Origin of the sequence: Nocardioides baculatus (assembly GCF_016735675.1) — a bacterium.
Lineage (GTDB): Bacteria > Actinomycetota > Actinomycetes > Propionibacteriales > Nocardioidaceae > Nocardioides > Nocardioides baculatus.
On record NZ_JAERSG010000006.1, the window covers coordinates 132059 to 152091 of the forward strand.

Genomic DNA, 20033 nt, shown 5'->3' on the forward strand with positions numbered 1-20033 from the left:
CGGCCGCTCGCAGGCGATAGGATCGCCGACATGCTGAGCACTGCCATCACGCTGGCCGCCGAGACCTCCGAGCACGGCGAGCCCGCCATCCACCCCTACTGGATCGGCGTCATCGCGCTCGGCCTCCTGCTCGTCGTGCTGGCGGCAGTCGTCTCCTTCGGTGGCGGACGCGAGCACAGCTGATCTCGTGGTGCGTCGCGTCGGTGTGATGGGCGGCACGTTCGACCCCATCCACCACGGCCACCTGGTGGCCGCCTCCGAGGTCCAGGCGTGGTTCGACCTCGACGAGGTCGTCTTCGTCCCCACCGGCGACCCGTGGCAGAAGAGCGAACGCGACGTCACCGAGGCCGAGCACCGCTACCTGATGACCGTGGTGGCGACCGCGGCCAACCCGCGCTTCAACGTCTCCCGCGTCGACATCGACCGTGAGGGCAGGACGTACACCATCGACACGCTGCGCGACCTCAAGGCCGTGATGCCCGACGCCGAGCTCTTCTTCATCACCGGTGCCGACGCCCTCGCCGACATCTTCACGTGGCGCGACGTCGACGAGCTCTTCGACCTCGCCAACTTCGTCGGCTGCACGCGCCCCGGCTACACCATGGACCCGGAGGCGCTCGCGAAGATCCCGTCCGACCGGGTCACCATGATCGAGATCCCGGCCCTCGCGATCTCCTCGACCGACTGCCGCGACCGCAAGCGTCGCGGCGAGCCCGTCTGGTACCTCGTGCCCGACGGCGTCGTGCAGTACATCGCCAAGCACGACCTCTACGCATCACCCGCCACCGGCACCGACAAGGACACTGAATGACAGCCACCGACCACGCCATCGAGCTCGTCGAGGTCGCGGCCCAGGCCGCCCACGACAAGAAGGCCGACCAGGTGCTGGCCTTCGACGTCAGCGAGCAGATCGCCATCACCGACGCGTTCGTGCTCGCCAGCGCCAGCAACGAGCGTGCCGTCGGCGCCATCGTCGACGAGATCGAGGACAAGCTCCGCGAGGCCGGCGCCAAGCCCATCCGCCGCGAGGGGCACAAGGAGGGTCGCTGGGTGCTGCTCGACTACGGCGAGATCGTCGTGCACGTCCAGCACGAGGAGGAGCGGATGTTCTACGCCCTCGAGCGGCTCTGGAGCGACTGCCCGGTCATCCCGCTCACTCTCACGTGAGGCGCCTGGTCCTCCTGCGCCACGGGCGCACCGCCTGGAACGACACCGGACGGGCCCAGGGCCACGCCGACGTGCCGCTCGACGACGTCGGGCTGGCCCAGGCCAAGGAGGTCGGGCCTCTCATGGCCGCGCTGGAGCCGGTGGCCATCTGGACGTCCGACCTCGCCCGGGCCGCGCAGACCGCCGACGCGGTCGCTGCCGAGTGCGGCCTCGACCCGGTGACCGACCCGCGGCTGCGCGAATTCGACATCGGTCCGAACCGCACGGGGCTGACCTCGGACGAGTACGCCGAGCAGTTCCCCGAGGAGTACGCCGCCCTCCTCGCCGGCGACATCGCCGGCATCCCCGGCCGCGAGACCCGCGACGAGGTGCTGGACCGCTTCGTCCCCGCCCTGACGTCGTACGTCGACACGCTGGCCGACGGCGAGACCGGCCTGGTCGTCGCCCACGGCGCCGCGCTGCGCGTCGCCGTACCCGCCTTCCTCGGCTGGGAGGGCGACCCCGGCGAGTCCTTCGGCGTGCTCGCCAACTGCGGCTGGGTCGTGCTCGAGCACTCCGCCTCGACCTGGACCGGCGGCGTCGAGCAGTGGCGACTCACTGCCTGGAACCGCATCGCCTGACCCCGATTTCACCTGCGCGACCCGGTCCGATATTGTTCTCGGCTGTTGGGGGTGTGGCGCAGCTGGTAGCGCATCTGCATGGCATGCAGAGGGTCAGGGGTTCGAGTCCCCTCACCTCCACCAACGAGAAGGCCCGCGGAGACGCGGGCCTTCTGCCATTGCGGGTGAGCGCCGGGCGCAGCTGGTAGCGGCTCTGCCAATTCTGGGCAATGGCATGCAGAGGGTCAGGGGTTCGAGTCCCCTCACCTCCACCAACGAGAAGGCCCGCGGAGACGCGGGCCTTCTGCCATTTCGGATGAGCGCGGCCCCGCTGCGTACACGTGTCCGAGATGTCGCCCCTGGCCGCCCGCGCCGAGGGCCATTTCTCGGACACGTGTCCCGACCGGCGGGTGCGGACACCGCAGGATCTCCGGTCCAGAGCACCCACGACGGGCGAATCGGCGTTCGGTGAGGGCCGGTGGCACCATGTGCTCATGACCGCGATCGACAGCACCCCCCGTACCGTCCTCGAGGGCACCGAGGCCCACATCGAGGCCACCGAGAAGTACGCCGCGCACAACTACCACCCGCTCCCGGTGGTGCTCGCGCGCGGCGAGGGCGCCTGGGTCATCGACGTCGACGGCAAGCGCTACCTCGACTGCCTCGCGGGCTACTCGGCGCTCAACTTCGGCCACACCAACGAGCGCCTCGTCGCGGTCGCGCGCGAGCAGCTCGGCAGGCTCACGCTGACCAGCCGGGCGTTCTTCAACGACCAGCTCAGCGGCTTCGCGCAGGCCCTCACGCGGCTCACCGGCAAGGACATGATCCTGCCGATGAACTCCGGCGCCGAGGCCGTCGAGACCGCGATCAAGGTCAGCCGCAAGTGGGGCTACGAGGTCAAGGGCGTGCCGGCCGGCCAGGCCACGATCATCACCATGGAGGGCAACTTCCACGGCCGCACCACCACCATCGTCAGCTTCTCCGACGACGACGTCGCGACCTCGGGCTACGCGCCGTTCACGACTGGCTTCAGGAGCGCCAAGTACGGCGACATCGAAGCCATCGCCTCGGCCATCGACGAGACGACCGTCGCGGTGCTCTTCGAGCCGATCCAGGGCGAGGGCGGCGTGGTCATGCCGCCCGAGGGCTTCCTCACGGACCTGCGCCGGCTCTGCACCGAGCGCAACGTGCTGATGGTGGCCGACGAGATCCAGTCCGGCCTCGCGCGGTCCGGCAAGACGTTCGCCTGCGACCACGAGGACGTCGTCCCCGACATCTACATCATGGGCAAGGCGCTCGGCGGCGGCATCTACCCCGTCTCCGCGATCGCGGCGAACCACGAGATCATGGACGTCATCACGCCCGGCTCGCACGGCTCGACCTTCGGCGGCAACCCGCTCGCCGCGGCCATCGGCACCGAGGTCGTCGCGATGCTCGAGGAGGGCACCTTCCAGGCCCGCTCGGCCGAGATCGGCCGTCAGCTCGAGGCGGGGTTCTCGCCGCTCATCGGCCAGGGCCTCTCCGACGTACGCGTCCGCGGCGCCTGGGCCGGCATCGACATCGACCCGAGCCTGATGTCCGGCCGGCAGATGTCCGAGGCGCTGATGGCCCGCGGCATCCTCGCCAAGGACACCCACGGCTCCACCGTCCGCTTCGCCCCGCCGCTGGTCGCCAGCGACGAGGACATCGCCGGGCTGGTCACCGCGGTCACGGAGATCCTCGCCGGCGCCTGAGCGCTCAGGCGATCGTGAGGCCGCCGTCCACCGGGATCATCTGCCCGGTGACGTAGCCGCCGGCGTCCGAGGCCAGCCACACGGCGGTCGCGGCGAGCTCGCGCGGGTCGCCCTTGCGGCCGGCGGGGACGCGCATCATCGCGAGGTCGAGGTAGCCGTCGGGGTAGGAGTCGGTCATCTCCGACTCGAAGAACCCCGGCGCGAGCGCGTTGACGCGGATGCCCTTGCGGCCCGTCCACTGCTGGGCGAGGTCGCGGGTCAGGCCGCCCAGTCCTGCCTTGGAGGCGCTGTACGCCGCCTGCGGCAGGCCGCCGGTGGTGATGCCGAGGATCGAGGAGATGTTGACGATGCTCGAGCCGGGCTCCATCACCCGGCCGCACGCCTGCGCCATCCAGTAGCAGCCGTTGAGGTTGACGTCGATGACCGAGCGGAACTGCTCGGGCGTCTCGCGGGTGGCCGGCACGGCGGTGCCGACGCCGGCGTTGTTGACGAGCACGTCGACGCGACCGAAGGTCGCCATCGCCTCGTCGACGAGCCGCTGGCACTGCTCGGGGTCGGCCACGTCGGTGGCGACGGTGTGCACCCGGCGGCCGATGACGCGGACCGACTCGGCGACCGACTCCAGCTTCTCGACCCGGCGTGCGCCGAGCACCACGTCGGCGCCTGCCTCCGCGAAGGCGTGCGCGAAGGCCACGCCCAGCCCGCTCGAGGCGCCGGTGACGATGACGACCTTGTCGTCCAGTCGGAAGAGGTCCAGGAGAGCCATGCCCTGAGCCTAGAGTGCAGCCATGCTGCGTCGTCTCGGAGTCCCGGCCCTGCTCATCGCCCTCGCCGCCCCGCTGGGCACGGTGCCCGCCGCCGCTGCTGCGCCCGACGAGGACGTGGCCCCGCGGGCACCCGCGTCGCGGTGCTCGACGATGCCGCTCGTCGACCGCTCGGCCATCCGCACCCGGGCCGGCGTCAGGCTCGGCACGGCCCGGATGTACGCCGCCGCGTCGGAGGGCGGGGTCGACTTCTGCATCCGCACCACGCCGGTCGATCGGCTGCGCTCGCGCGGCACGGACGTGTCCCTGCGATTGTCGACCATCTCCGCCGACGGGGTGGAGATGCCGGGCCTCACCTTGCGCCCGTCCTGGAAGGCCCCGTTCCGGATCTACGGTGTCGAGCCCGGGGCGACGTTGAGGGCGGAGACCACGCTCCGACCGGCGGACGGGGCGAAGGGCACCGCGACCGTCAGTGGGTCGGTGCGCTGACCGCGGCCGGCACCACCGGCGTGCGGGGGAGCGTGCGCACGGACCGGGAGCAGAGCACGAGCCCGCAGATGACGGCGTACGCCACTCCGGACGCCACCAGCACGCGCTCGTTGCCGAAGGCCACGCCGAGCGGCCCCCAGGCGAGCTGGCCGATGGGCATCGCGATGAACGAGCCGAGCATGTCGTAGGACGACGCACGGCTGAGCATGTCGTCGTCGATGTTCTCCTGCATGGCGAGGTTCCAGCCCATCGAGAAGACCTCGATGCCCATTCCACCGATGAAGGCGGCGACGACGAGCGCGACGACGACGGGATCGACGCCCAGCATGATCATCGGCAGCCCGTTGAGGGTGATGGCGAGCATGCCCCACAGCAGCGGGCGCTCGAGTCGGAACCGCAGCAGGATCACCGCCATCACCAGCAGGCCCGCGGCCTCGGCCGAGAGCACGAACCCCCACGCCTGGCGGCCGATCGTGTCCTCCGCGACCACGGGTCCGAGGGTGAAGAGCGCGCCGTTGTGGATCATGTTGAGGGCGCCGAAGCCGAGCACGACGGCCCACAGCCACGTGACGCTGCGGAAGAAGGTCCAGCCCTCGCGGAGGTCCTGCATGGTCGAGGTCGCCTCCGCGCGGGGCGCGCGCGGTGGGATCTGCATCGGCAGCAGGAGGAGAGCGGCGAGAGCCCAGGTGAGGGCGTCGACGGCGAGCGCCCAGCCGGGTCCGACCGTGACGACGAGGAAGGCGCCGAGGGAGGGGCCGAGGACGGTGAGGCCGTTGCGGGTCAGCGACAGCAGTGCGTTCGCCTGCTGGAGCGACTCGCGCGGCACGAGCTGGGGGACCATCCCGAACATCGCGGGCATCGACATCGCCGAGACGGCGCCGTGGAACGCGGTGAGCACGATGATCATCCAGAGCTCGGCGCGCCCGGAGAGCACGAGATAGGCGATGACGCCCTGGGAGATCGCGGACAGGACGTTGGAGACCTGGAGCACCACGGCGCGCGGGAAGCGGTCGGCGAGCACGCCGCCCCAGAGCAGCAGCAGGATCATCGGGATCGTGTGTGCGGCGAGCACGTAGCCGATCGCCACCGCGCGCCCGTCGATGTCGAGCACGGCGAAGGTCAGGGCGATGTTGGCCATCATCGCGCCGAGGGTGTTGACCAGGCGCGAGGAGAAGTACCACGCGAAGTTGCGCTCGCCGAGCGGGGCGAGGGAGGCGCTGCGGCTCATCGGGCGTCGTCCTCCATCACGAACCCCTGGCTGGAGGCGCTGACGTGGATCGTCCCCTCCGTCCGGGGCGGGCGGGCGTTGTCGTGGAGCAGGTTCATCGCGCCGACGACGGCGTCCATCGCCGCGCGCCAGGTCTCCGCGTCGACCCAGGTCTCGATGTCCGAGGAGGTGCCGGGGCCGCTGGTTGCACTGGCCAGGCGGCGGACGATCTCGCTGTGCGTCGCCGACTGCCACGCGATCCGGTCGTCGACCGAGGAACCGGGGGAGTGGGGACGGTCCGGATCGCCGCCGACGCGGTAGCGGTAGCGCTTCGCCATCCCGCCGCGGATCTTCTCCTCGCTCTCCACCAGCAGCTCCCCGGCGTCGTGCAGCACCCGCAGGTGGTACGACGCGTTGGCGTGGGTGAGCTCGAGCGAGCGCGCCACTTCGGCCGCACTCATCGCCTCGGCGGTGAGCAGCGACAGGATCCTGAGCCGGACGGGGTGCGCGACCGAGCGCAGCGCGGAGACAGCGCTGGGGTCGGTGAGGTGGTCGGCCACTCGGGACCCTCCAAGGATCGTTGGGGAGTCAAGCATCCAGCGAGTGAGGACGTACTGTCAAACACTTCTTGGGTAGTCGTGGTCCCGGTAGTTCAGGGTGGGACGGTCGTCGAGCTGTCGTCACGGCAGCCATCTCGTCCTGAACTACCCGGGTGCGGGCGTGGAGGTGGCCGCCCGGAACGACCCCTGAGCCGACCCTGACTCGACCCCGGAACGGGATGAAAAGGGCATTCGGGACTGCTTTGCTGGGTGTCATCAAGAGGGCACCCGGCCCACGAGGAGTGAGTGAGATGTCCGACCAGTACCCGCAGGACCCGACGCAGGCGCACCCGACGCAGGCCTACCCGTCCTACGACCAGCAGGCCCACGGCCAGCCGCAGCCCGCCCACCAGGGTCGTCCGTCCACGATGTCGCCCGAGGACGAGCGCACCTGGGGTGCGCTCAGCCATGCGGGAGCCGTGGTCGCGATGATCTTCTCGGCCGGCTTCCTGGGCTTCCTCGCCTCGGTGGCGGTCTACGTGATCCACAAGGACCGCGGGCCGTTCGTCCGCTCCCACGCGGCCAACTCGCTCAACATCCAGATCACGATGTTCATCTGGCTCGTCGTGCTCGGCATCCTGACCATCCCCGTCGCGCTGCTGACCTTCGGTCTCGGCCTGGTCGTGATGGTGCCGGCGCTGGTCGCCGCGTTCGTCGTCGCGGGCATCCTGCACGTCGTCGGCGCCGTCAAGGCCTACAACGGCGAGTGGTGGAACCCGCCGTTCACGCCTCGCTTCGTGAAGTGACCCAGCGCGACGTGAGCTGAGCCAGCACCTCGTCCTGCCACGCGAACGCTGCCCGGGACCGGACCGCGAGGTCCGGCCCGGGCAGCACTGCTTCCACCTGCTCGGCGAACCCGTCGGGCAGGTCGGTGCGCAGGTAGCGCAGGCCGAAGTCCCAGCGGGCCGGGCAGTGCTGGATCCGCAGCAGCCTGACGAGCGGCTCGACCGCGAAGCGCAGGTGGAGCGCGGTCGCCTCGGCGAGGTCGTCGCGCTCGATCGCGCGCTCCACCAGCCAGGCCGCGGTCTGCCGACGGGCGGCGGTCTGCTCGACCGCCAGCCGGCGCCCGGCCTCCATCTCGGCCTCGTCGTCGTCCTCGATCACCATCACGCCCTCGGGGTCGTGCAGCACGATCGGCGTGCCGTGCCGACGGGTGTCCATCGTCAGGCGCTCCGGCGTCGTCAGGATGACGATGTCGAGCAGCCGCGTCGGCCGGCTGAGGTCGGCGGCGTCGGGCTGGAGGTGGATGAAGCACTGCCGCCCGTCGGGCCAGGTCGCGGCCGGCAGCTCCCACACGTGGTCGACCGGGAGCTCTTCGCGGACCAGCGCGAGCACGGCGTCGTACGTCGTCACGGCGTCGCCGCTGCACCAGGCCTCGACGTCGAGGTCGGAGTGGTCGTCCCACCCGCCGGTGACCGCGGACCCGTTCACCACCACCACCTGCAACGACGGCACCCGCTGGGGGAGCGCGGTGAGGAAGGCGAGGACGTCGTCGTACCTGCTCAGGTCAGCGGCCATGCAGAGCAGTATCGACGGATGGCGGTATGCTGGTCTCGTGCAGAAGCAGCTCCTTCTTCGTCAGCCGCGCTGATCGAGTCCTCCACCCACGAGGACCGACACGCGGCCACCCCTCCATGCGAGGGGTTTTTTCATGCCCGCACCCGCACACCCAGCACTGAGGACAGATCATGAGCAGCCCAGAGACGCGAGACCAGGCAGCCCACGACGGAGAGCGCGCGACGTACGACATCGCGGCCACCGAGACCAAGTGGCAGCGGGTCTGGGAGGAGCTCGACCAGTTCCGCGCCGACGACGCGAGCCCGCGCGAGAAGCGCTACGCGCTGACGATGTTCCCCTACCCGAGCGGTGACCTGCACATGGGGCACGCCGAGGTGTTCGCGCTGCACGACGTGGTGGCGCGCTACTGGTGGCAGCGCGGCTACGAGGTGCTGAACCCGATGGGCTTCGACTCGTTCGGCCTGCCCGCGGAGAACGCGGCGATCCGCAACGATGAGCACCCCGACACCTACACCCGGGCCAACATCGCCAAGTCGATCGAGTCGTGCCGGAAGTACGCCGCCTCGTTCGACTGGTCGCGCACGTTCAACACCAGCGACCCGGAGTACTACCGGTGGACGCAGTGGCTGTTCCTGAAGTTCTACGAGCGGGGCCTGGCCTACCGCAAGAACAGCCCGGTCAACTGGTGCCCCCAGGACCAGACGGTGCTGGCCAACGAGCAGGTCGTCAACGGTGCCTGCGAGCGGTGCGGGGCGGAGGTGACCAAGAAGAACCTGACGCAGTGGTACTTCAAGATCACCGACTACGCGCAGGAGCTGCTGGACGGCCTGGACGAGCTGGAGAGCACGTGGCCGGACCGCGTCGTCACCGCGCAGCGCAACTGGATCGGACGCTCCGAGGGCGCCCACGTCGACTTCGTCATCGAGGGCCGTGAGGAGCCGCTGACCGTCTACACGACCCGGCCGGACACGCTGTTCGGTGCGACGTTCATGGTGGTGGCGGCGGACGCGGCGCTGGCCGACGAGCTGGTCGTCGACGAGCAGCGGGAGGCGTTCGAGGCCTACCGCGAGGAGGTGCGCCGCAGCAGCGAGATCGAGCGGCAGGCCACGGACCGGCCCAAGACGGGCGTCTTCCTGGGCGTGCACGCCACCAACCCGCTGACCGGCACGCAGATCCCGGTCTACGCCGCCGACTACGTGCTGGCCGACTACGGCACCGGCGCGATCATGGCCGTGCCCGGGCAGGACCAGCGCGACTGGGACTTCGCCCAGGTCTTCGACCTGCCGGTGATCCGTACGGTGCAGCCGCCGGCGGACTTCGACGGCGACGCCTTCACCGGCGACGGCCCGGCGATCAACTCCGCCAACGACGAGATCGACCTGTCGGGGATGGGCGTCGCCGAGGCCAAGTCGACGACGATCGCGTTCCTGGAGGGCCAGGGACTGGGCCGCGGCACGGTCAACTACCGCCTGCGCGACTGGCTGTTGAGCCGCCAGCGCTACTGGGGCGCGCCGATCCCGATCATCCACTGCCCGGTCGACGGCGAGGTGCCGGTCCCCGAGGACCAGCTGCCGGTCACGCTGCCGATGCTGCGGGGGACCGACCTGAAGCCCAAGGGCACCTCGCCCCTGGGCGGCGCGACCGAGTGGGTCGAGGTGGCCTGCCCGACGTGCGGCGGCCCGGCGACGCGCGACACCGACACGATGGACACCTTCGTCGACTCGTCCTGGTACATGTTCCGCTACTGCTCGCCGCACGAGACCGACCGGCCGTTCGACTCCGACCTGGTCAACGCGTGGATGCCGTCGCAGCTCTACGTCGGTGGCGTCGAGCACGCCGTGCTGCACCTGCTCTACGGCCGGTTCTTCACCAAGGTGCTCAACGACATGGGCCTGGTCGACTTCCGCGAGCCGTGGTCCGCCCAGCTCAACCAGGGCTTCGTGATCAACCAGGGCAAGAAGATGAGCAAGTCCCTGGGCAACGGCGTCAACCTGGGCGAGCAGCTGTCCGCCTTCGGCGTGGACGCCGTGCGGCTGACCCTGGTCTTCGCCGGTCCTCCGGAGGACGACATCGACTGGGCCAACATGTCGCCCGAGGGGTCGCTGCGCTTCCTGCAGCGGGCCTGGCGGCTGTCGGGCGACGTCACCTCCGCCCCGGGGGTCGACGTGACGACGGGCGACGAGGCGCTGCGGCGTACGACTGCGCGCACGGTGCACGACGCCGCCGAGCTGGTCGAGGTCTACCGCTTCAACGTGATGGTCGCCAAGGTGATGGAGCTGGTCAACGCGACCCGCAAGGCCATCGACTCGGGCGTCGGCCCGGCCGACCCGGCGGTGCGCGAGGCGGCCGAGGCCGTCACGATCCTGCTGTCGCTGGTCGCGCCCTACACGGCCGAGGAGATGTGGGAGCGACTGGGCCACGAGCCCACCGTGTCCCGCGTCGGCTGGCCAGAGGTCGACGAGGCGCTGCTGGTCGAGGAGACCGTCACCGCCGTGGTGCAGGTCAAGGGCAAGGTCCGCGCGCGCCTGGAGGTCTCGCCGGACGTGTCCGACGTCGACCTGGAGGCCGCCGCGCTGGCCGACGAGGGCGTGCAGCGGGCGATCGACGGAGCGCCCGTGCGCAAGGTGATCGTCCGCGCCCCCAAGCTCGTGAACATCGTCGTCTAGGGTCACCGCATGCCGCGCGTGGTCGTCGTCACGGACTCGACCGCGAGCCTGCCCGCCGAGGTGGCGCAGGCTCGCGGCATCCGGGTCGTGCCGCTCCAGGTGGTGATCGGCGCCCGGGTGCTGGACGAGGGTCCCGGCGGCGCGACGCCCGAGGTGGTCGCCGAGGCGCTGCGCGACTTCGTACCGGTCAGCACGTCGCGGCCGGCGCCCGCGCTGTTCGCCGAGCTCTACCGCTCGCTCGAGGCCGAGGGCGTCGAGGAGATCGTCTCGGTGCACCTGTCCGGCGAGATGAGCGGCACCTTCGAGTCCGCCCAGCTCGCCGCGCTCGAGCTCGAGATGCCGGTGCACGTCGTCGACTCCGGCCAGGTCGGCATCGCGACGGGCTACGCCGCGCTGACCGCCTGCGACGTGCTCGACACGGGCGGGACGGCCGAGGAGGCCGCCGAGGCCGCAGTCGCGCGGGGCGAGGCCGCGACCTCGCTGTTCTACGTCGACACGCTCGAGTACCTCCGCCGCGGCGGCCGCATCGGCGCCGCCGCGAAGATCCTCGGCAGCGCGCTGTCGGTCAAGCCGCTGCTCGAGATCGTCGACGGCCGCGTCCAGCCCCGCGAGCGCGTCCGTACGGCCTCGCGTGCCCTCGCCCGGCTCGCGGACCTCGCCGTCGAGGCCGCCGGCGACCAGCCGGTCGACGTCTGCGTCTCCCACCTCACCAACGCGGCCCGGGCCGAGGAGCTCGCCGCAGCCCTGACCGAGCGGCTCGCCGACGGGCTCGAGGGCCGCGAGGTCATGTGCGGCGAGCTCGGCGCGGTGCTCGGTGCCCACGTCGGGCCCGGCATGGTCGCGGTCTGCGTGTCCCCGCGGCTGTCCACAGATCGCCGCTGACCCCTGTCGGGAGGCGGTCGCGCGTTCCTAGCGTGGAGGGATGCGCCGATCCCAGTCCTCGTCCGAGCACGCGGAGGCGGTGTCGCGCCGGCTGGCGACGCTGAGCGCGGAGCTGGCGGCCGTACGCGGTGAGCCCGAGGACGACGAGGCGGGCGTGTCGACGCACACGCGGGTCCGCGTCCGCCCCGACGACGTGCCTGCGCCCGTGGTGCTGCCCGTGCCGGGCCGGCACGCGTCGCGACGGCTGACGGTCGGCGGGCTGCGGCTCGGTCCGGTGCACCTGGCCGTGGTCGCGGTCGTCGCGGCTGCCGCGGTCGGGCTGGCGGCGTGGTGGACGGTCCGCGACCAGGCCGAGCTCGTGCCGGCCACCCCCATCAGCTCGGTCAGCCCCGAACGAGCCGCAGAGCCACTCGCGCCGGTGCCGACCGAGGCATCACCCGGCGCTGACGCGGGCGGTGACCTCGTCGTCGACGTCGCAGGGAAGGTACGCCGTCCCGGCATCGCCGTGCTCCCGGCGGGCTCGCGGGTGGTCGACGCGCTCGAGGCGGCCGGGGGAGCCCGCAACGGGACCGACCTGACCGGGCTCAACCTCGCGCGGCTCGTGGTGGACGGCGAGCAGATCCTGGTCGGCATCGCTCCTGCCCCGGGCGTCGCGGGCGGCCTCGGCACCTCGCCGCCCGAGGGGACGTCGCTGGTCAACCTCAACACCGCGGACCAGGGCACCCTGGAGACGCTCCCCGGAGTGGGTCCGGTGACCGCCGGGGCGATCCTCGCGTGGCGCACCGACAACGGCGGCTTCACCTCCGTCGACGAGCTGTTGGAGGTGGACGGCATCGGCGAGGCGACGCTCGAGGACCTCGCGCCGCTCGTCACCCTCTGACCGTGCCGGACCTGCGCGCGCTCGCCCTCGGTGCCGGCGCGTGGGTCGGCGCGCTCGTCGTGCTCCTGCTGCCGGGCCGGGCTGCGCTGGGGCTCGTGCTGCTGGTCGCCGCCGCCGGCACTGCCCTGGTCGTGCGCCGGCATGTGGCCCCGGGATGGCTGGGTCCGCTCGCCGCCCTCGTCGCGGTGGCGGGCGTGGCCGCCCTCCAGCAGACGCTGGTCGCGACCTCTCCGCTCGCCGCGCTGGCGGAGGACGGCGCGGTCGTCGACCTGCGGCTCGAGGTCACCAGCGACGTACGCACCGTCGCGGGGCAGTACGGCGACCTCCAGGTGGCGCAGGCCGACGTGTCGCGGCTGGAGGGACGGGGGAGCGCGTGGTCGCTCGACGCCCCCGTCGTGCTGATGGCGGACGCCGACTGGCCACGCGTCCCGCTCGGCACGACGGTCGAGACGACGGCCCGGCTGGTGCCCGGCGACGACGAGGTCGCCGCCCTGGTCCGACCGACCGGCGAGCCGCGGGTGGTCGCGGAGCCGGGCGTGTGGTGGGACGCCGCCGCTGCCGTACGCCGTTCGGTGCGAGCCGTCGTCGCCGGCCGCGACGCCGATGCGCGCGAGCTCGTGCCGGCGCTCGTGGTGGGTGACGACGGCGGACTGGATCCCGCCCTCTCGGACGACTTCCGGACCACCGGGCTCACCCACCTCCTCGCCGTGAGCGGAACCAACCTGACCCTCGTGGTCGGCGCCGTGCTGGTCCTCGGCCGGTGGGCCGGCGTCCGGGGTCGCTGGCTGCGGGTGCTGGCCGCGGCGGGGATCGTGGGGTTCGTCGTCACCGCGCGCGCCGAGCCCAGCGTCGTCCGAGCCGCGGCGATGGGCACCGTCGCGCTGCTCGGGATGGGCAGCAACGGTCGCTCGCGCGGCACCCGCGGGCTCGGCGTGGCCGTGCTCGCCCTCCTGCTCGTGTGGCCGCGACTTGCGGTGACGGCGGGGTTCGCGCTGTCCGTGCTGGCAACGGCCGGCATCCTGCTCCTCGCGCCCGTCTGGCGCGACGCCCTGATGCGGTGGACGCCGCGATGGGTGGCCGAGGCGGTGTCGATCCCGCTGGCGGCGCAGGTGGCGTGCACCCCGGTCGTCGCCGCCCTCTCGGGACAGGTGAGCCTGGTGGCTGTCGCCGCCAACCTGCTGACCGCGCCGGCGGTCGCGCCCGCAACAGTGCTGGGCCTCGGCGGCGGGCTGCTCGGCCTCGCCTGGACGCCGATCGGAGTCGTGGTCGCCGCGCCCGCGGCGTGGTCGGCACAGTGGATCATCGCGGTCGCCCGGTGGGGCGCCGACGTGCCGGGCGCTGCCGTGGCGTGGGGGACCGGGCCGCTCGCGCTGGTCCTGCTGACCCTGGGGTGCCTCGCCTCCGTGCCGCTGGCACCACGGGTGCTGCGCCATCCCGGCTCGGCGCTCGCCTGCACGGGGTTGCTGGTCGTGGTGATGCTCGTGCGGCCACCGTCGCCCGGCTGGCCGCCCGAGGGGTGGGTGCTCGTGGCGTGCGACGTCGGACAGGGGGACGGGCTGGTGCTGCGCGCCGGCCCGCACGCGGCGGTGATCGTCGATGCCGGGCCCGACCCGGCCGCGATGGACGCCTGTCTCGACCGGCTCGAGATCGCTGAGGTGCCGCTGCTGGTGCTCACCCACTTCCACGCCGACCACGTCGACGGTGTGGCCGGCGTGCTCGCGGGACGCGAGGTGGGAGAGGTCGAGGCCACCGGGCTCCTGGAGCCGGCCGACGGCGTGCGGGACGTCGGGGCCGCGCTCGGCCGCGACCCCGGCCCGGCGTCGTACGGCAGCACGCGGACCGTGGGTGACGTGACGCTCCAGGTCGTCTGGCCGCGCCCCGGTGTGCGCGCCGACCCGGGGGAGAGCGCGCCCAACGACGCGAGCGTGGTCCTCGTCGCCGAGGTGGACGGCGTACGGATCCTCCTGACCGGCGACGTCGAACCGTCCGCGCAGGCCGCGCTCGCGCGCGACCTCCCGGGCCTCCGGGTCGACGTGCTCAAGGTGCCCCACCACGGCAGCCGCCACCAGGACCTCGACTGGTTGACGTCCCTCGGCGCGCGGGTCGCGCTGGTGTCGGTGGGCGCCGACAACGACTACGGCCACCCGGCGCCCGACCTGCTCGCCGCCCTCGACGCGGCCGGCCTGCGTACGTGGCGCACCGACACCTCGGGCGACGTGGTCGTGGTGGCGCGAGAGGGCGGGCTGGGTGTCGTCACCCGCGACTGATGCTCAGCACAGGACCTTCCGGGCGAGCCACCACGCGGCGACGGGCGCGACCGCGGCCAGCACCACCAACGCGACTGCCTCCGCCACCGGCATCTGCGACGCGCCTCCGTCGCCCCAGTCGGCCCGGCCCAGCCAGGCGGCGAACAGCGAGAGCAGGGTGGTCGCCGCCGCGACCCCCCACAGCAGTGCGACCTGGACATACCTCACGGGTAGACCGTAGCCAACGCGGACCGTCCGCTGTCGTCCTTCACGGATAGTGTTGCCGCACCATGGCACGCACCCCCTCCGCCGCTCAGGTCCTCGGCCACGTCGTCCTCGTGACGGGCAAGGAGGAGTTCCTGTCCGCGCGCACGGTCTCGTCGGTGCGCGACGCCGTACGAGCGCACGACGCGGAGGCCGAGATGGCCGAGTCGGCGGCGGGAGACCTCACCCTCGCCTCGCTCGGCGAGATGTCCGCGCCGTCGCTGTTCTCCTCGATCCGGTGCGTGGTCGTGCGCGGGCTGGAGGACCTGCCCGACGAGTCGGTCGACGGGCTCCTTGCCTACTGCGGCGCCCCGGCCGACGACGTCGCCCTCGTCCTGGTGCACGGCGGGGGACAGAAGGGGAGCGGGGTGCTGACCAAGCTGCGCAAGCTCCCCGCCGTCACCGAGGTGAAGTCCGAGGAGGTGCGGGCCAGCGAGATGGCCGGGTTCGTCAGCTCCGAGGTCGCTTCGCACGGCGCCCGGATCGACTCCGATGCCGCGGTCTTCCTCGTGCAGGCGGTCGGCAACGACCTCCGCTCGCTCGCGGCGGCCGCCGACCAGCTCACCAACGACTTCCACGGCGAGCAGCTCACCGTCGACAAAGTCCAGCGCTACTTCGGAGGCCGCGCCGAGGCCAAGTCGTTCACCGTCGCCGACGCCGCCTTCGCCGGCAAGCGCGCCGTCGCCCTGGAGGAGCTCCGCTGGGCACTCGACGCCGGTACGTCCCCGGTGCTGGTGACCTCGGCGATGGCGGCCTCGGCCCGCAGCCTGGCCCGCTACCTCGGGTCGCCGCGTGGTGCGCGCGACTCCGACCTCGCCCGCGACCTCGGCGTACCTCCCTGGAAGGTGCGCACCGTGCGCGACCAGTCACGCTCGTGGAGCCCCGACGGCATCGCCGCGGCCGTGCGGGCCGTCGCCCACGCGGACGCCGACATCAAGGGCCAGGCGCACGACGCGTCCTACACGCTCGAGCGGCTCGTGCTCACCGTGGCCGGACTGCGCGAGAGCCGCTGAGCGACCCCTGAAATGCGAGACACCCGCCACGATGGGCGGGTGTCAGCGGGAAGGATCCGGGTCAGAGCGACGCGGCCTTCTTGGCGATCGACGACTTGCGGTTGGCGGCCTGGTTGGCGTGGATGACGCCCTTCGAGGCGGCCTTGTCGAGCGCCTTCATCGCGTCGCGACCAGCGGTCACGGCGGTGTCCTTGTCGCCGGCCTCAGCGGCCTCGCGGAACTTGCGGACGGCCGTCTTCAGGCGCGACTTGACCGACGCGTTGCGCTGACGCGCCTTCTCGTTCTGCTTGTTGCGCTTGATCTGGGACTTGATGTTCGCCACGTGTGGATCCTCGGATGCTCGAACTGGTCTGGAAAAGGAAGTCTGGTGCTGTCGGCTGCCTGGCAACCCCCCAACGTGATGGAAGAGGGTCGGGTGCCGGACACGCAGGGAGAAACACTACCGGCAGGCGGCGTGACCGCCCAAATCGCACACCTGCTCATCGATCGGCGCGACGGGTCACTCCTGCAAGGATGCGCCGCGACTCGCTGATCCGGAAATCGTTGAGCGTGGGCAGGTTGACGTCGACGGCGATGACGGAGCGCACCGCCATGTGGGCCCCGAAGCCGGCGAGGAAGGCGGTGACCACCTCGTCGCCTGCCTCCGCCAACGCCGGGCAGGACCTGACAGCGATGTCGAACCACGGCTCGTCGACCCGCTCGAGGCGCGCGAGCAGCGCGTCGACCCAGGCGGGCCCGCGCGCCGCGGTGCCCCAGTCGAGGAAGACGATCTCCCCGCCCGGGCGTCGCAGCAGGTTGTCGATGCGGATGTCCCAGTGGACCGGGTCCGGCATCGGTCGTACGGCATGCTCGCGCAGCACGTCGGCCCAGCCGTGGGGATCGCCGCGCAGCCAGTCGGGGACGGGCGTCCCGGGCGCGGCGTCGACGAGCGCGTCGAGCGAGGTGGCCCACTTGCCGAAGACGTCCGACACGTCGATCAGGTCGACCGAGGCCGGCACGCCACGCTCGCGCAGCACCGTCGAGAGACCGTCGACCCCCGTGAGCACCGACTCGAGCTCCGCCTCGTCGGTGAAGTCGGGGTGGCGCCCCTCCACGTCCTCGATCAGGAGCGCCACCCACGCCCCGTCGTCGTACGACGCCAGCAGGCTGGCCCACAGCTCGTGCTCGCCGAGGTGGTCGAGGACCGCGACCTCGCGCCGGAAGAGGCGCATGGTCTCCGCGTTGAGCTCGGCGCCGACGGCCTTGACGAAGGCGCGGGTGCCGTCGGCGCAGGTCAGCCGCGTGGCGCAGCCCGGTGACATTCCGCCCACCTGCTCGGCGGTCGCGACGACGGGCGAGCCCAGCGTCTCGTCGACCCAGTCGCGCACGGCCGCCGGGACGGCGTCGTACCCGATCCGGACGCCGACGGCTCGGGGAGCGGTCACGACCAGCCCCGTCGCTCGGCCAGCCAGTCCCAGCACACCTCGCCCTGCCAGCGCTGGTGGTCGCGGATGTGCGGCGAGGTCGCCGGTGCGGGCAGCTCGCACTGGGTGAGGAAGTAGCCGACGTAGAGCGCGAGGTTGACGTCGAACGCCTCGGGGTCGACGTCCTTGAGCAGTCGTCGGGACGCGATCACCGCGTCGACGTCGATGCCCTCGGCGCGCGGGGCCAGCAGGGCCGCGAAGGAGTCGAACCACGCCGCGCCGCGCACCGGCCAGTTCCAGTCGCAGATCAGGGCACGGCCGTCGGAGTCGATGAGCACGTTGTCGGAGCGGATGTCGGTGTGGACGAGCGTGTCGCCGCCGACGACGTCGGCGAAGCGGCCGGCCAGGGCCTCGGCCTCGGCGAGGTGGCCGGCGTCGAGGTCCGTACGCCGTTCGCGGATCGTCGGCCACCCGTCGAGCAGCGGCGCGAAGTCGGCCTCGGCCGTGTCCAGCGCCAGTCCAGCGGGCGGGGGAGTGACGGCGTCGGCCACCTGCTCCAGTGCGTCGAGGAGGCCGTCCAGCTCGTCGGCCCGCCACGGCCGCTGCGGCGTGTGGGCGGCGACGTACTCGATCCCGAGGACCACCCAGTCGTCGTCGAGGTGCCACTTCAGGCGCGGCGCGGGCACGGACGGCGGGAGGGCGGCGAGCTTGCGGGCCTCCTCGCGGTAGGAGTCGGCGAACAACCGCTGCGCCTTCACGGAGGCAGCCTTCACGAAGTGGCGCGAGCCGTCCTCGCACACCAGCACGGACGCGAAGCCGGGCGTGAATCCGCTGTTCTGCGAGATCGCGGACACCACGGGGGAGCCGCACCGGCGCTCGATCCATGCCCGCAGGTGCGGCGGGAGGAAGGTCCACTCGAGCCGTCGCGCGGTCTTCCCGTGCGGGGCGGGGTAGGGCGCGAGGCGCGAGCTCGGTGACATGGCGGCATCCTCCACCACGCCTCGTGCTGGTCACGAGCCGATATCTGAGGACGTGGTGAACGGGATCCCTGCCGGATCACGTGCATGGCGTCCTCGGGTATCTCGATTGAGGACGGCCTCCGACGGTTGGCAGGATTCGCCCATGCCCGAGCTCGTCCTGCCGACCACGTCCGTCCACGAGTCCTTCCTGGAGGCGATGGACGAGTTCGTCGCCGAGGGTGCGGACAACAGCCAGACCGCCGCGTGGATCGTGACCAACGCCCCCGGGTGGGAGGACCCGGCCGCGTTCGGGACCTTCGTCGAGGCCGTGAAGGCCGACGCGCAGCCCGACAACCCGCGCCCCGACTGGCACGTGCCGTGCACGACGCTGTGGTGGGTCGACGGCGACGACTACCTCGGCCGGATCGCGATCCGCCACACCCTCAACGACTTCCTCCTCGACGTCGGTGGCCACATCGGGTACGACGTACGCCCCACGCGGCGGCGCGAGGGCCACGCCACGGCGATGCTGCGGGCCGCGCTGCCGTGGGCGCACGACCTCGGGATCGACCCCGCCCTCGTCACCTGTGACGACGACAACGCCGGCTCGATCCGGGTGATCGAGGCCTGCGGTGGGTCGCTCGAGGACGTCCGCGGGATCAAGCGCCGCTACTGGGTCCCGACCGGTTCCTGAGGCACGGGCGTACGACGGGTGCGGGTCGCCGCACCGACGCCGACCACCGCGACCACGAGACCGACCAGCTGGGTCACGCTGAGCGTCTCGTCGAGCACGAGCCAGGCGAGCACGGCCGTGACGGGCGGGCTCAGGAAGAACAGGCTCGCCGCGGCTCCCGAGCCGCCGCGCAGGACCAGGAGCGCCAGCAGGACGAGCCCGACGATCGAGTTGAGGATCGCCAGGAAGAGCACCGAGACGACCGCCCGGCCGGTGTCGGTCACCGGCCACGCCCCCTCCGTCGTCCATCCGAGGACCAGCAGCGGGGGAGCGGAGACCGCGAACTGGACGGCCGCCGACCACAGCAGGTCGGGCGTTGCACCGATCCAGCGCTGGCCGAGCGTGCCGAGGCTGAGGGTGAGCATGCTCAGCACGCCGATGAGCACCGCCCACGGGCCGCCCGCGTGGCCGAGGTCGGAGCCGAGGACGATCAGCACGCCGGCGACGCCGACCACGAAGCCGCCGACCTGCAGCAGCGACACCCGCTCGCCGAGCAGCGCGGCCGCGAGCAGCGCGGTGAGCACCGGGCTGAGCGCGTGGAACAGCGAGGCGAGGGTCGCGCCGAGGCCGAGGTCGAACGCGACGTACATCAAGCCGAACTGCAGCGCGTTCATGACCAGGCCGACGGCCGCGACCCGGCCGAGCGTCGCGCGGTCCATCCGCGTCGGCCGGCGCAGCGCGAGGGCCAGTCCGGCGGCGAGCACCGCCGCGATCACGAAGCGCCAGCCCAGCACCGAGAACGGGGCGGCCGCACGGACGGCGGCCGGTCCCGAGATGTAGCCCGAGGACCACACGAGGACGAAGGCTGCCGCCGGGACCAGGGGAAGGGTCGTTCCGGTCCGAGGGGCCACCGCTGCACGCTAGCGTCAGGCTCCGCCTGCGCCGTCGCCGGTTCGGTGAGGCCCAGCCCG

22 protein-coding genes and 1 tRNA gene are annotated in these 20033 nt (G+C 72.1%); 14 read left to right on the top strand and 9 right to left on the bottom strand.

The genetic code is table 11. The annotated features are described in order from the left end of the window. Window positions 1-30: 30 nt before the first annotated feature. The 6 genes from JI751_RS18375 to rocD all read left to right on the top strand — a co-directional run bounded on the left by JI751_RS18375 (window position 31) and on the right by rocD (window position 3499). Complete coding sequence (locus tag JI751_RS18375) at window positions 31-183, top strand: hypothetical protein (protein WP_201939922.1); 153 nt, start codon at window positions 31-33, stop codon at window positions 181-183. A 4-nt stretch (window positions 184-187) separates the two neighbouring features. Next, window positions 188-811: a nicotinate-nucleotide adenylyltransferase gene (gene nadD, locus JI751_RS18380; protein ID WP_307814367.1), complete on the top strand. Its 624-nt coding sequence runs from the start codon at window positions 188-190 to the stop codon at window positions 809-811. Next, window positions 808-1167: a ribosome silencing factor gene (gene rsfS / locus JI751_RS18385; protein ID WP_201939930.1), complete on the top strand. Its 360-nt coding sequence runs from the start codon at window positions 808-810 to the stop codon at window positions 1165-1167. Before nadD ends, rsfS begins: the two co-directional genes overlap by 4 nt. Continuing rightward, the gene (locus JI751_RS18390) at window positions 1164-1787 is read left to right on the top strand and encodes a histidine phosphatase family protein (RefSeq protein ID WP_201939932.1); all 624 of its coding nucleotides are present in this window, start codon (window positions 1164-1166) and stop codon (window positions 1785-1787) included. The genes rsfS and JI751_RS18390 overlap by 4 nt, the downstream gene beginning before the upstream one ends. A gap of 47 nt (window positions 1788-1834) precedes the next feature. Continuing rightward, window positions 1835-1910, top strand: a tRNA-Ala gene (locus JI751_RS18395). Window positions 1911-2260: 350 nt separating this feature from the next. Further along, a complete protein-coding gene (gene rocD, locus JI751_RS18400) occupies window positions 2261-3499 on the top strand; it encodes an ornithine--oxo-acid transaminase (protein WP_201939934.1) in 1239 nt (412 codons plus the stop codon). Window positions 3500-3503: 4 nt separating this feature from the next. On the opposite strand, the gene JI751_RS18405 is transcribed toward rocD, so the two are convergent. Next, on the bottom strand, window positions 3504-4265 hold the full coding sequence (locus JI751_RS18405; RefSeq protein ID WP_201939936.1) for an SDR family NAD(P)-dependent oxidoreductase: 762 nt from the start codon (window positions 4263-4265) through the stop codon (window positions 3504-3506). A 22-nt stretch (window positions 4266-4287) separates the two neighbouring features. On the opposite strand from JI751_RS18405, the gene JI751_RS18410 reads away from it, so the two are divergent. Beyond that, window positions 4288-4752 carry a hypothetical protein gene (locus JI751_RS18410; RefSeq protein WP_201939937.1) on the top strand — a complete coding sequence of 155 codons (465 nt, stop codon included), beginning with the start codon at window positions 4288-4290 and terminating at the stop codon, window positions 4750-4752. Here JI751_RS18410 and JI751_RS18415 read toward each other — a convergent pair. Further along, window positions 4733-5980, bottom strand: coding sequence for an MFS transporter (locus JI751_RS18415; protein WP_201939939.1), 1248 nt, complete (start codon window positions 5978-5980; stop codon window positions 4733-4735). The genes JI751_RS18410 and JI751_RS18415 overlap by 20 nt on opposite strands. Continuing rightward, window positions 5977-6519, bottom strand: a complete 543-nt coding sequence (locus JI751_RS18420; RefSeq protein ID WP_201939941.1) for an ArsR/SmtB family transcription factor — start codon at window positions 6517-6519, stop codon at window positions 5977-5979. The genes JI751_RS18415 and JI751_RS18420 overlap by 4 nt, the downstream gene beginning before the upstream one ends. Before the next feature lie 290 nt (window positions 6520-6809). Between JI751_RS18420 and JI751_RS18425 the strand changes: the two genes are divergently transcribed. After that, a complete protein-coding gene (locus tag JI751_RS18425; protein ID WP_201939943.1) occupies window positions 6810-7304 on the top strand; it encodes a DUF4870 domain-containing protein in 495 nt (164 codons plus the stop codon). Here the strand turns inward: JI751_RS18425 and JI751_RS18430 are convergent. Next, the gene (locus JI751_RS18430) at window positions 7282-8076 is read right to left on the bottom strand and encodes a hypothetical protein (RefSeq protein WP_201939945.1); all 795 of its coding nucleotides are present in this window, start codon (window positions 8074-8076) and stop codon (window positions 7282-7284) included. The two genes, JI751_RS18425 and JI751_RS18430, sit on opposite strands and share 23 nt — an antisense overlap. Before the next feature lie 170 nt (window positions 8077-8246). On the opposite strand from JI751_RS18430, the gene leuS reads away from it, so the two are divergent. Genes leuS through JI751_RS18450 form a run of 4 tightly spaced genes read left to right on the top strand, consistent with a single transcriptional unit; the run spans window position 8247 to window position 14771 of the window. After that, window positions 8247-10742 (top strand): leucine--tRNA ligase, encoded by a 2496-nt coding sequence (gene leuS / locus JI751_RS18435; protein WP_201939948.1) that lies wholly within the window; start codon window positions 8247-8249, stop codon window positions 10740-10742. A 9-nt stretch (window positions 10743-10751) separates the two neighbouring features. Further along, the gene (locus JI751_RS18440; protein WP_201939950.1) at window positions 10752-11624 is read left to right on the top strand and encodes a DegV family protein; all 873 of its coding nucleotides are present in this window, start codon (window positions 10752-10754) and stop codon (window positions 11622-11624) included. Window positions 11625-11664: 40 nt separating this feature from the next. Continuing rightward, window positions 11665-12504, top strand: a complete 840-nt coding sequence (locus JI751_RS18445; protein WP_201939952.1) for a ComEA family DNA-binding protein — start codon at window positions 11665-11667, stop codon at window positions 12502-12504. Between the two features lie 2 nt (window positions 12505-12506). After that, on the top strand, window positions 12507-14771 hold the full coding sequence (locus tag JI751_RS18450; RefSeq protein WP_307814369.1) for a ComEC/Rec2 family competence protein: 2265 nt from the start codon (window positions 12507-12509) through the stop codon (window positions 14769-14771). Between the two features lie 3 nt (window positions 14772-14774). Here the strand turns inward: JI751_RS18450 and JI751_RS18455 are convergent, their stop codons facing one another. Further along, on the bottom strand, window positions 14775-14978 hold the full coding sequence (locus JI751_RS18455; RefSeq protein WP_201939953.1) for a hypothetical protein: 204 nt from the start codon (window positions 14976-14978) through the stop codon (window positions 14775-14777). 62 nt (window positions 14979-15040) lie between these two features. Here JI751_RS18455 and holA point away from each other — a divergent pair, with 62 nt between their 5' ends. Further along, entirely contained in the window at window positions 15041-16027 is a 987-nt protein-coding gene (gene holA / locus JI751_RS18460; protein WP_201939954.1) for a DNA polymerase III subunit delta, read from the top strand. A 61-nt stretch (window positions 16028-16088) separates the two neighbouring features. Here holA and rpsT read toward each other — a convergent pair whose 3' ends face one another. The 3 genes from rpsT to JI751_RS18475 all read right to left on the bottom strand — a co-directional run bounded on the left by rpsT (window position 16089) and on the right by JI751_RS18475 (window position 18410). Next, complete coding sequence (gene rpsT / locus JI751_RS18465; RefSeq protein ID WP_129476814.1) at window positions 16089-16349, bottom strand: 30S ribosomal protein S20; 261 nt, start codon at window positions 16347-16349, stop codon at window positions 16089-16091. A 157-nt stretch (window positions 16350-16506) separates the two neighbouring features. After that, entirely contained in the window at window positions 16507-17451 is a 945-nt protein-coding gene (locus JI751_RS18470) for an aminoglycoside phosphotransferase family protein (RefSeq protein WP_201939955.1), read from the bottom strand. Further along, window positions 17448-18410 carry a phosphotransferase family protein gene (locus JI751_RS18475; RefSeq protein WP_201939959.1) on the bottom strand — a complete coding sequence of 321 codons (963 nt, stop codon included), beginning with the start codon at window positions 18408-18410 and terminating at the stop codon, window positions 17448-17450. The genes JI751_RS18470 and JI751_RS18475 overlap by 4 nt, the downstream gene beginning before the upstream one ends. A 142-nt stretch (window positions 18411-18552) precedes the next feature. On the opposite strand from JI751_RS18475, the gene JI751_RS18480 reads away from it, so the two are divergent. Continuing rightward, complete coding sequence (locus JI751_RS18480) at window positions 18553-19083, top strand: GNAT family N-acetyltransferase (RefSeq protein WP_201939961.1); 531 nt, start codon at window positions 18553-18555, stop codon at window positions 19081-19083. On the opposite strand, the gene JI751_RS18485 is transcribed toward JI751_RS18480, so the two are convergent. Continuing rightward, window positions 19059-19973, bottom strand: a complete 915-nt coding sequence (locus JI751_RS18485) for a DMT family transporter (RefSeq protein WP_201939963.1) — start codon at window positions 19971-19973, stop codon at window positions 19059-19061. The genes JI751_RS18480 and JI751_RS18485 overlap by 25 nt on opposite strands. Window positions 19974-20033: the final 60 nt, after the last annotated feature.

What these genes read in the sequence shown, in the direction of transcription:
- JI751_RS18375 (WP_201939922.1), top strand. Translation starts at nt 31, where the DNA reads ATGCTGAGCACTGCCATCACGCTGGCCGCCGAGACCTCCGAGCACGGC.
- rsfS (WP_201939930.1), top strand. Translation starts at nt 808, where the DNA reads ATGACAGCCACCGACCACGCCATCGAGCTCGTCGAGGTCGCGGCCCAG.
- rocD (WP_201939934.1), top strand. Translation starts at nt 2,261, where the DNA reads ATGACCGCGATCGACAGCACCCCCCGTACCGTCCTCGAGGGCACCGAG.
- JI751_RS18405 (WP_201939936.1), bottom strand. Translation starts at nt 4,265, where the DNA reads ATGGCTCTCCTGGACCTCTTCCGACTGGACGACAAGGTCGTCATCGTC.
- JI751_RS18410 (WP_201939937.1), top strand. Translation starts at nt 4,288, where the DNA reads ATGCTGCGTCGTCTCGGAGTCCCGGCCCTGCTCATCGCCCTCGCCGCC.
- JI751_RS18415 (WP_201939939.1), bottom strand. Translation starts at nt 5,980, where the DNA reads ATGAGCCGCAGCGCCTCCCTCGCCCCGCTCGGCGAGCGCAACTTCGCG.
- JI751_RS18425 (WP_201939943.1), top strand. Translation starts at nt 6,810, where the DNA reads ATGTCCGACCAGTACCCGCAGGACCCGACGCAGGCGCACCCGACGCAG.
- JI751_RS18430 (WP_201939945.1), bottom strand. Translation starts at nt 8,076, where the DNA reads ATGGCCGCTGACCTGAGCAGGTACGACGACGTCCTCGCCTTCCTCACC.
- leuS (WP_201939948.1), top strand. Translation starts at nt 8,247, where the DNA reads ATGAGCAGCCCAGAGACGCGAGACCAGGCAGCCCACGACGGAGAGCGC.
- JI751_RS18440 (WP_201939950.1), top strand. Translation starts at nt 10,752, where the DNA reads ATGCCGCGCGTGGTCGTCGTCACGGACTCGACCGCGAGCCTGCCCGCC.
- JI751_RS18445 (WP_201939952.1), top strand. Translation starts at nt 11,665, where the DNA reads ATGCGCCGATCCCAGTCCTCGTCCGAGCACGCGGAGGCGGTGTCGCGC.
- holA (WP_201939954.1), top strand. Translation starts at nt 15,041, where the DNA reads ATGGCACGCACCCCCTCCGCCGCTCAGGTCCTCGGCCACGTCGTCCTC.
- JI751_RS18475 (WP_201939959.1), bottom strand. Translation starts at nt 18,410, where the DNA reads ATGTCACCGAGCTCGCGCCTCGCGCCCTACCCCGCCCCGCACGGGAAG.
- JI751_RS18480 (WP_201939961.1), top strand. Translation starts at nt 18,553, where the DNA reads ATGCCCGAGCTCGTCCTGCCGACCACGTCCGTCCACGAGTCCTTCCTG.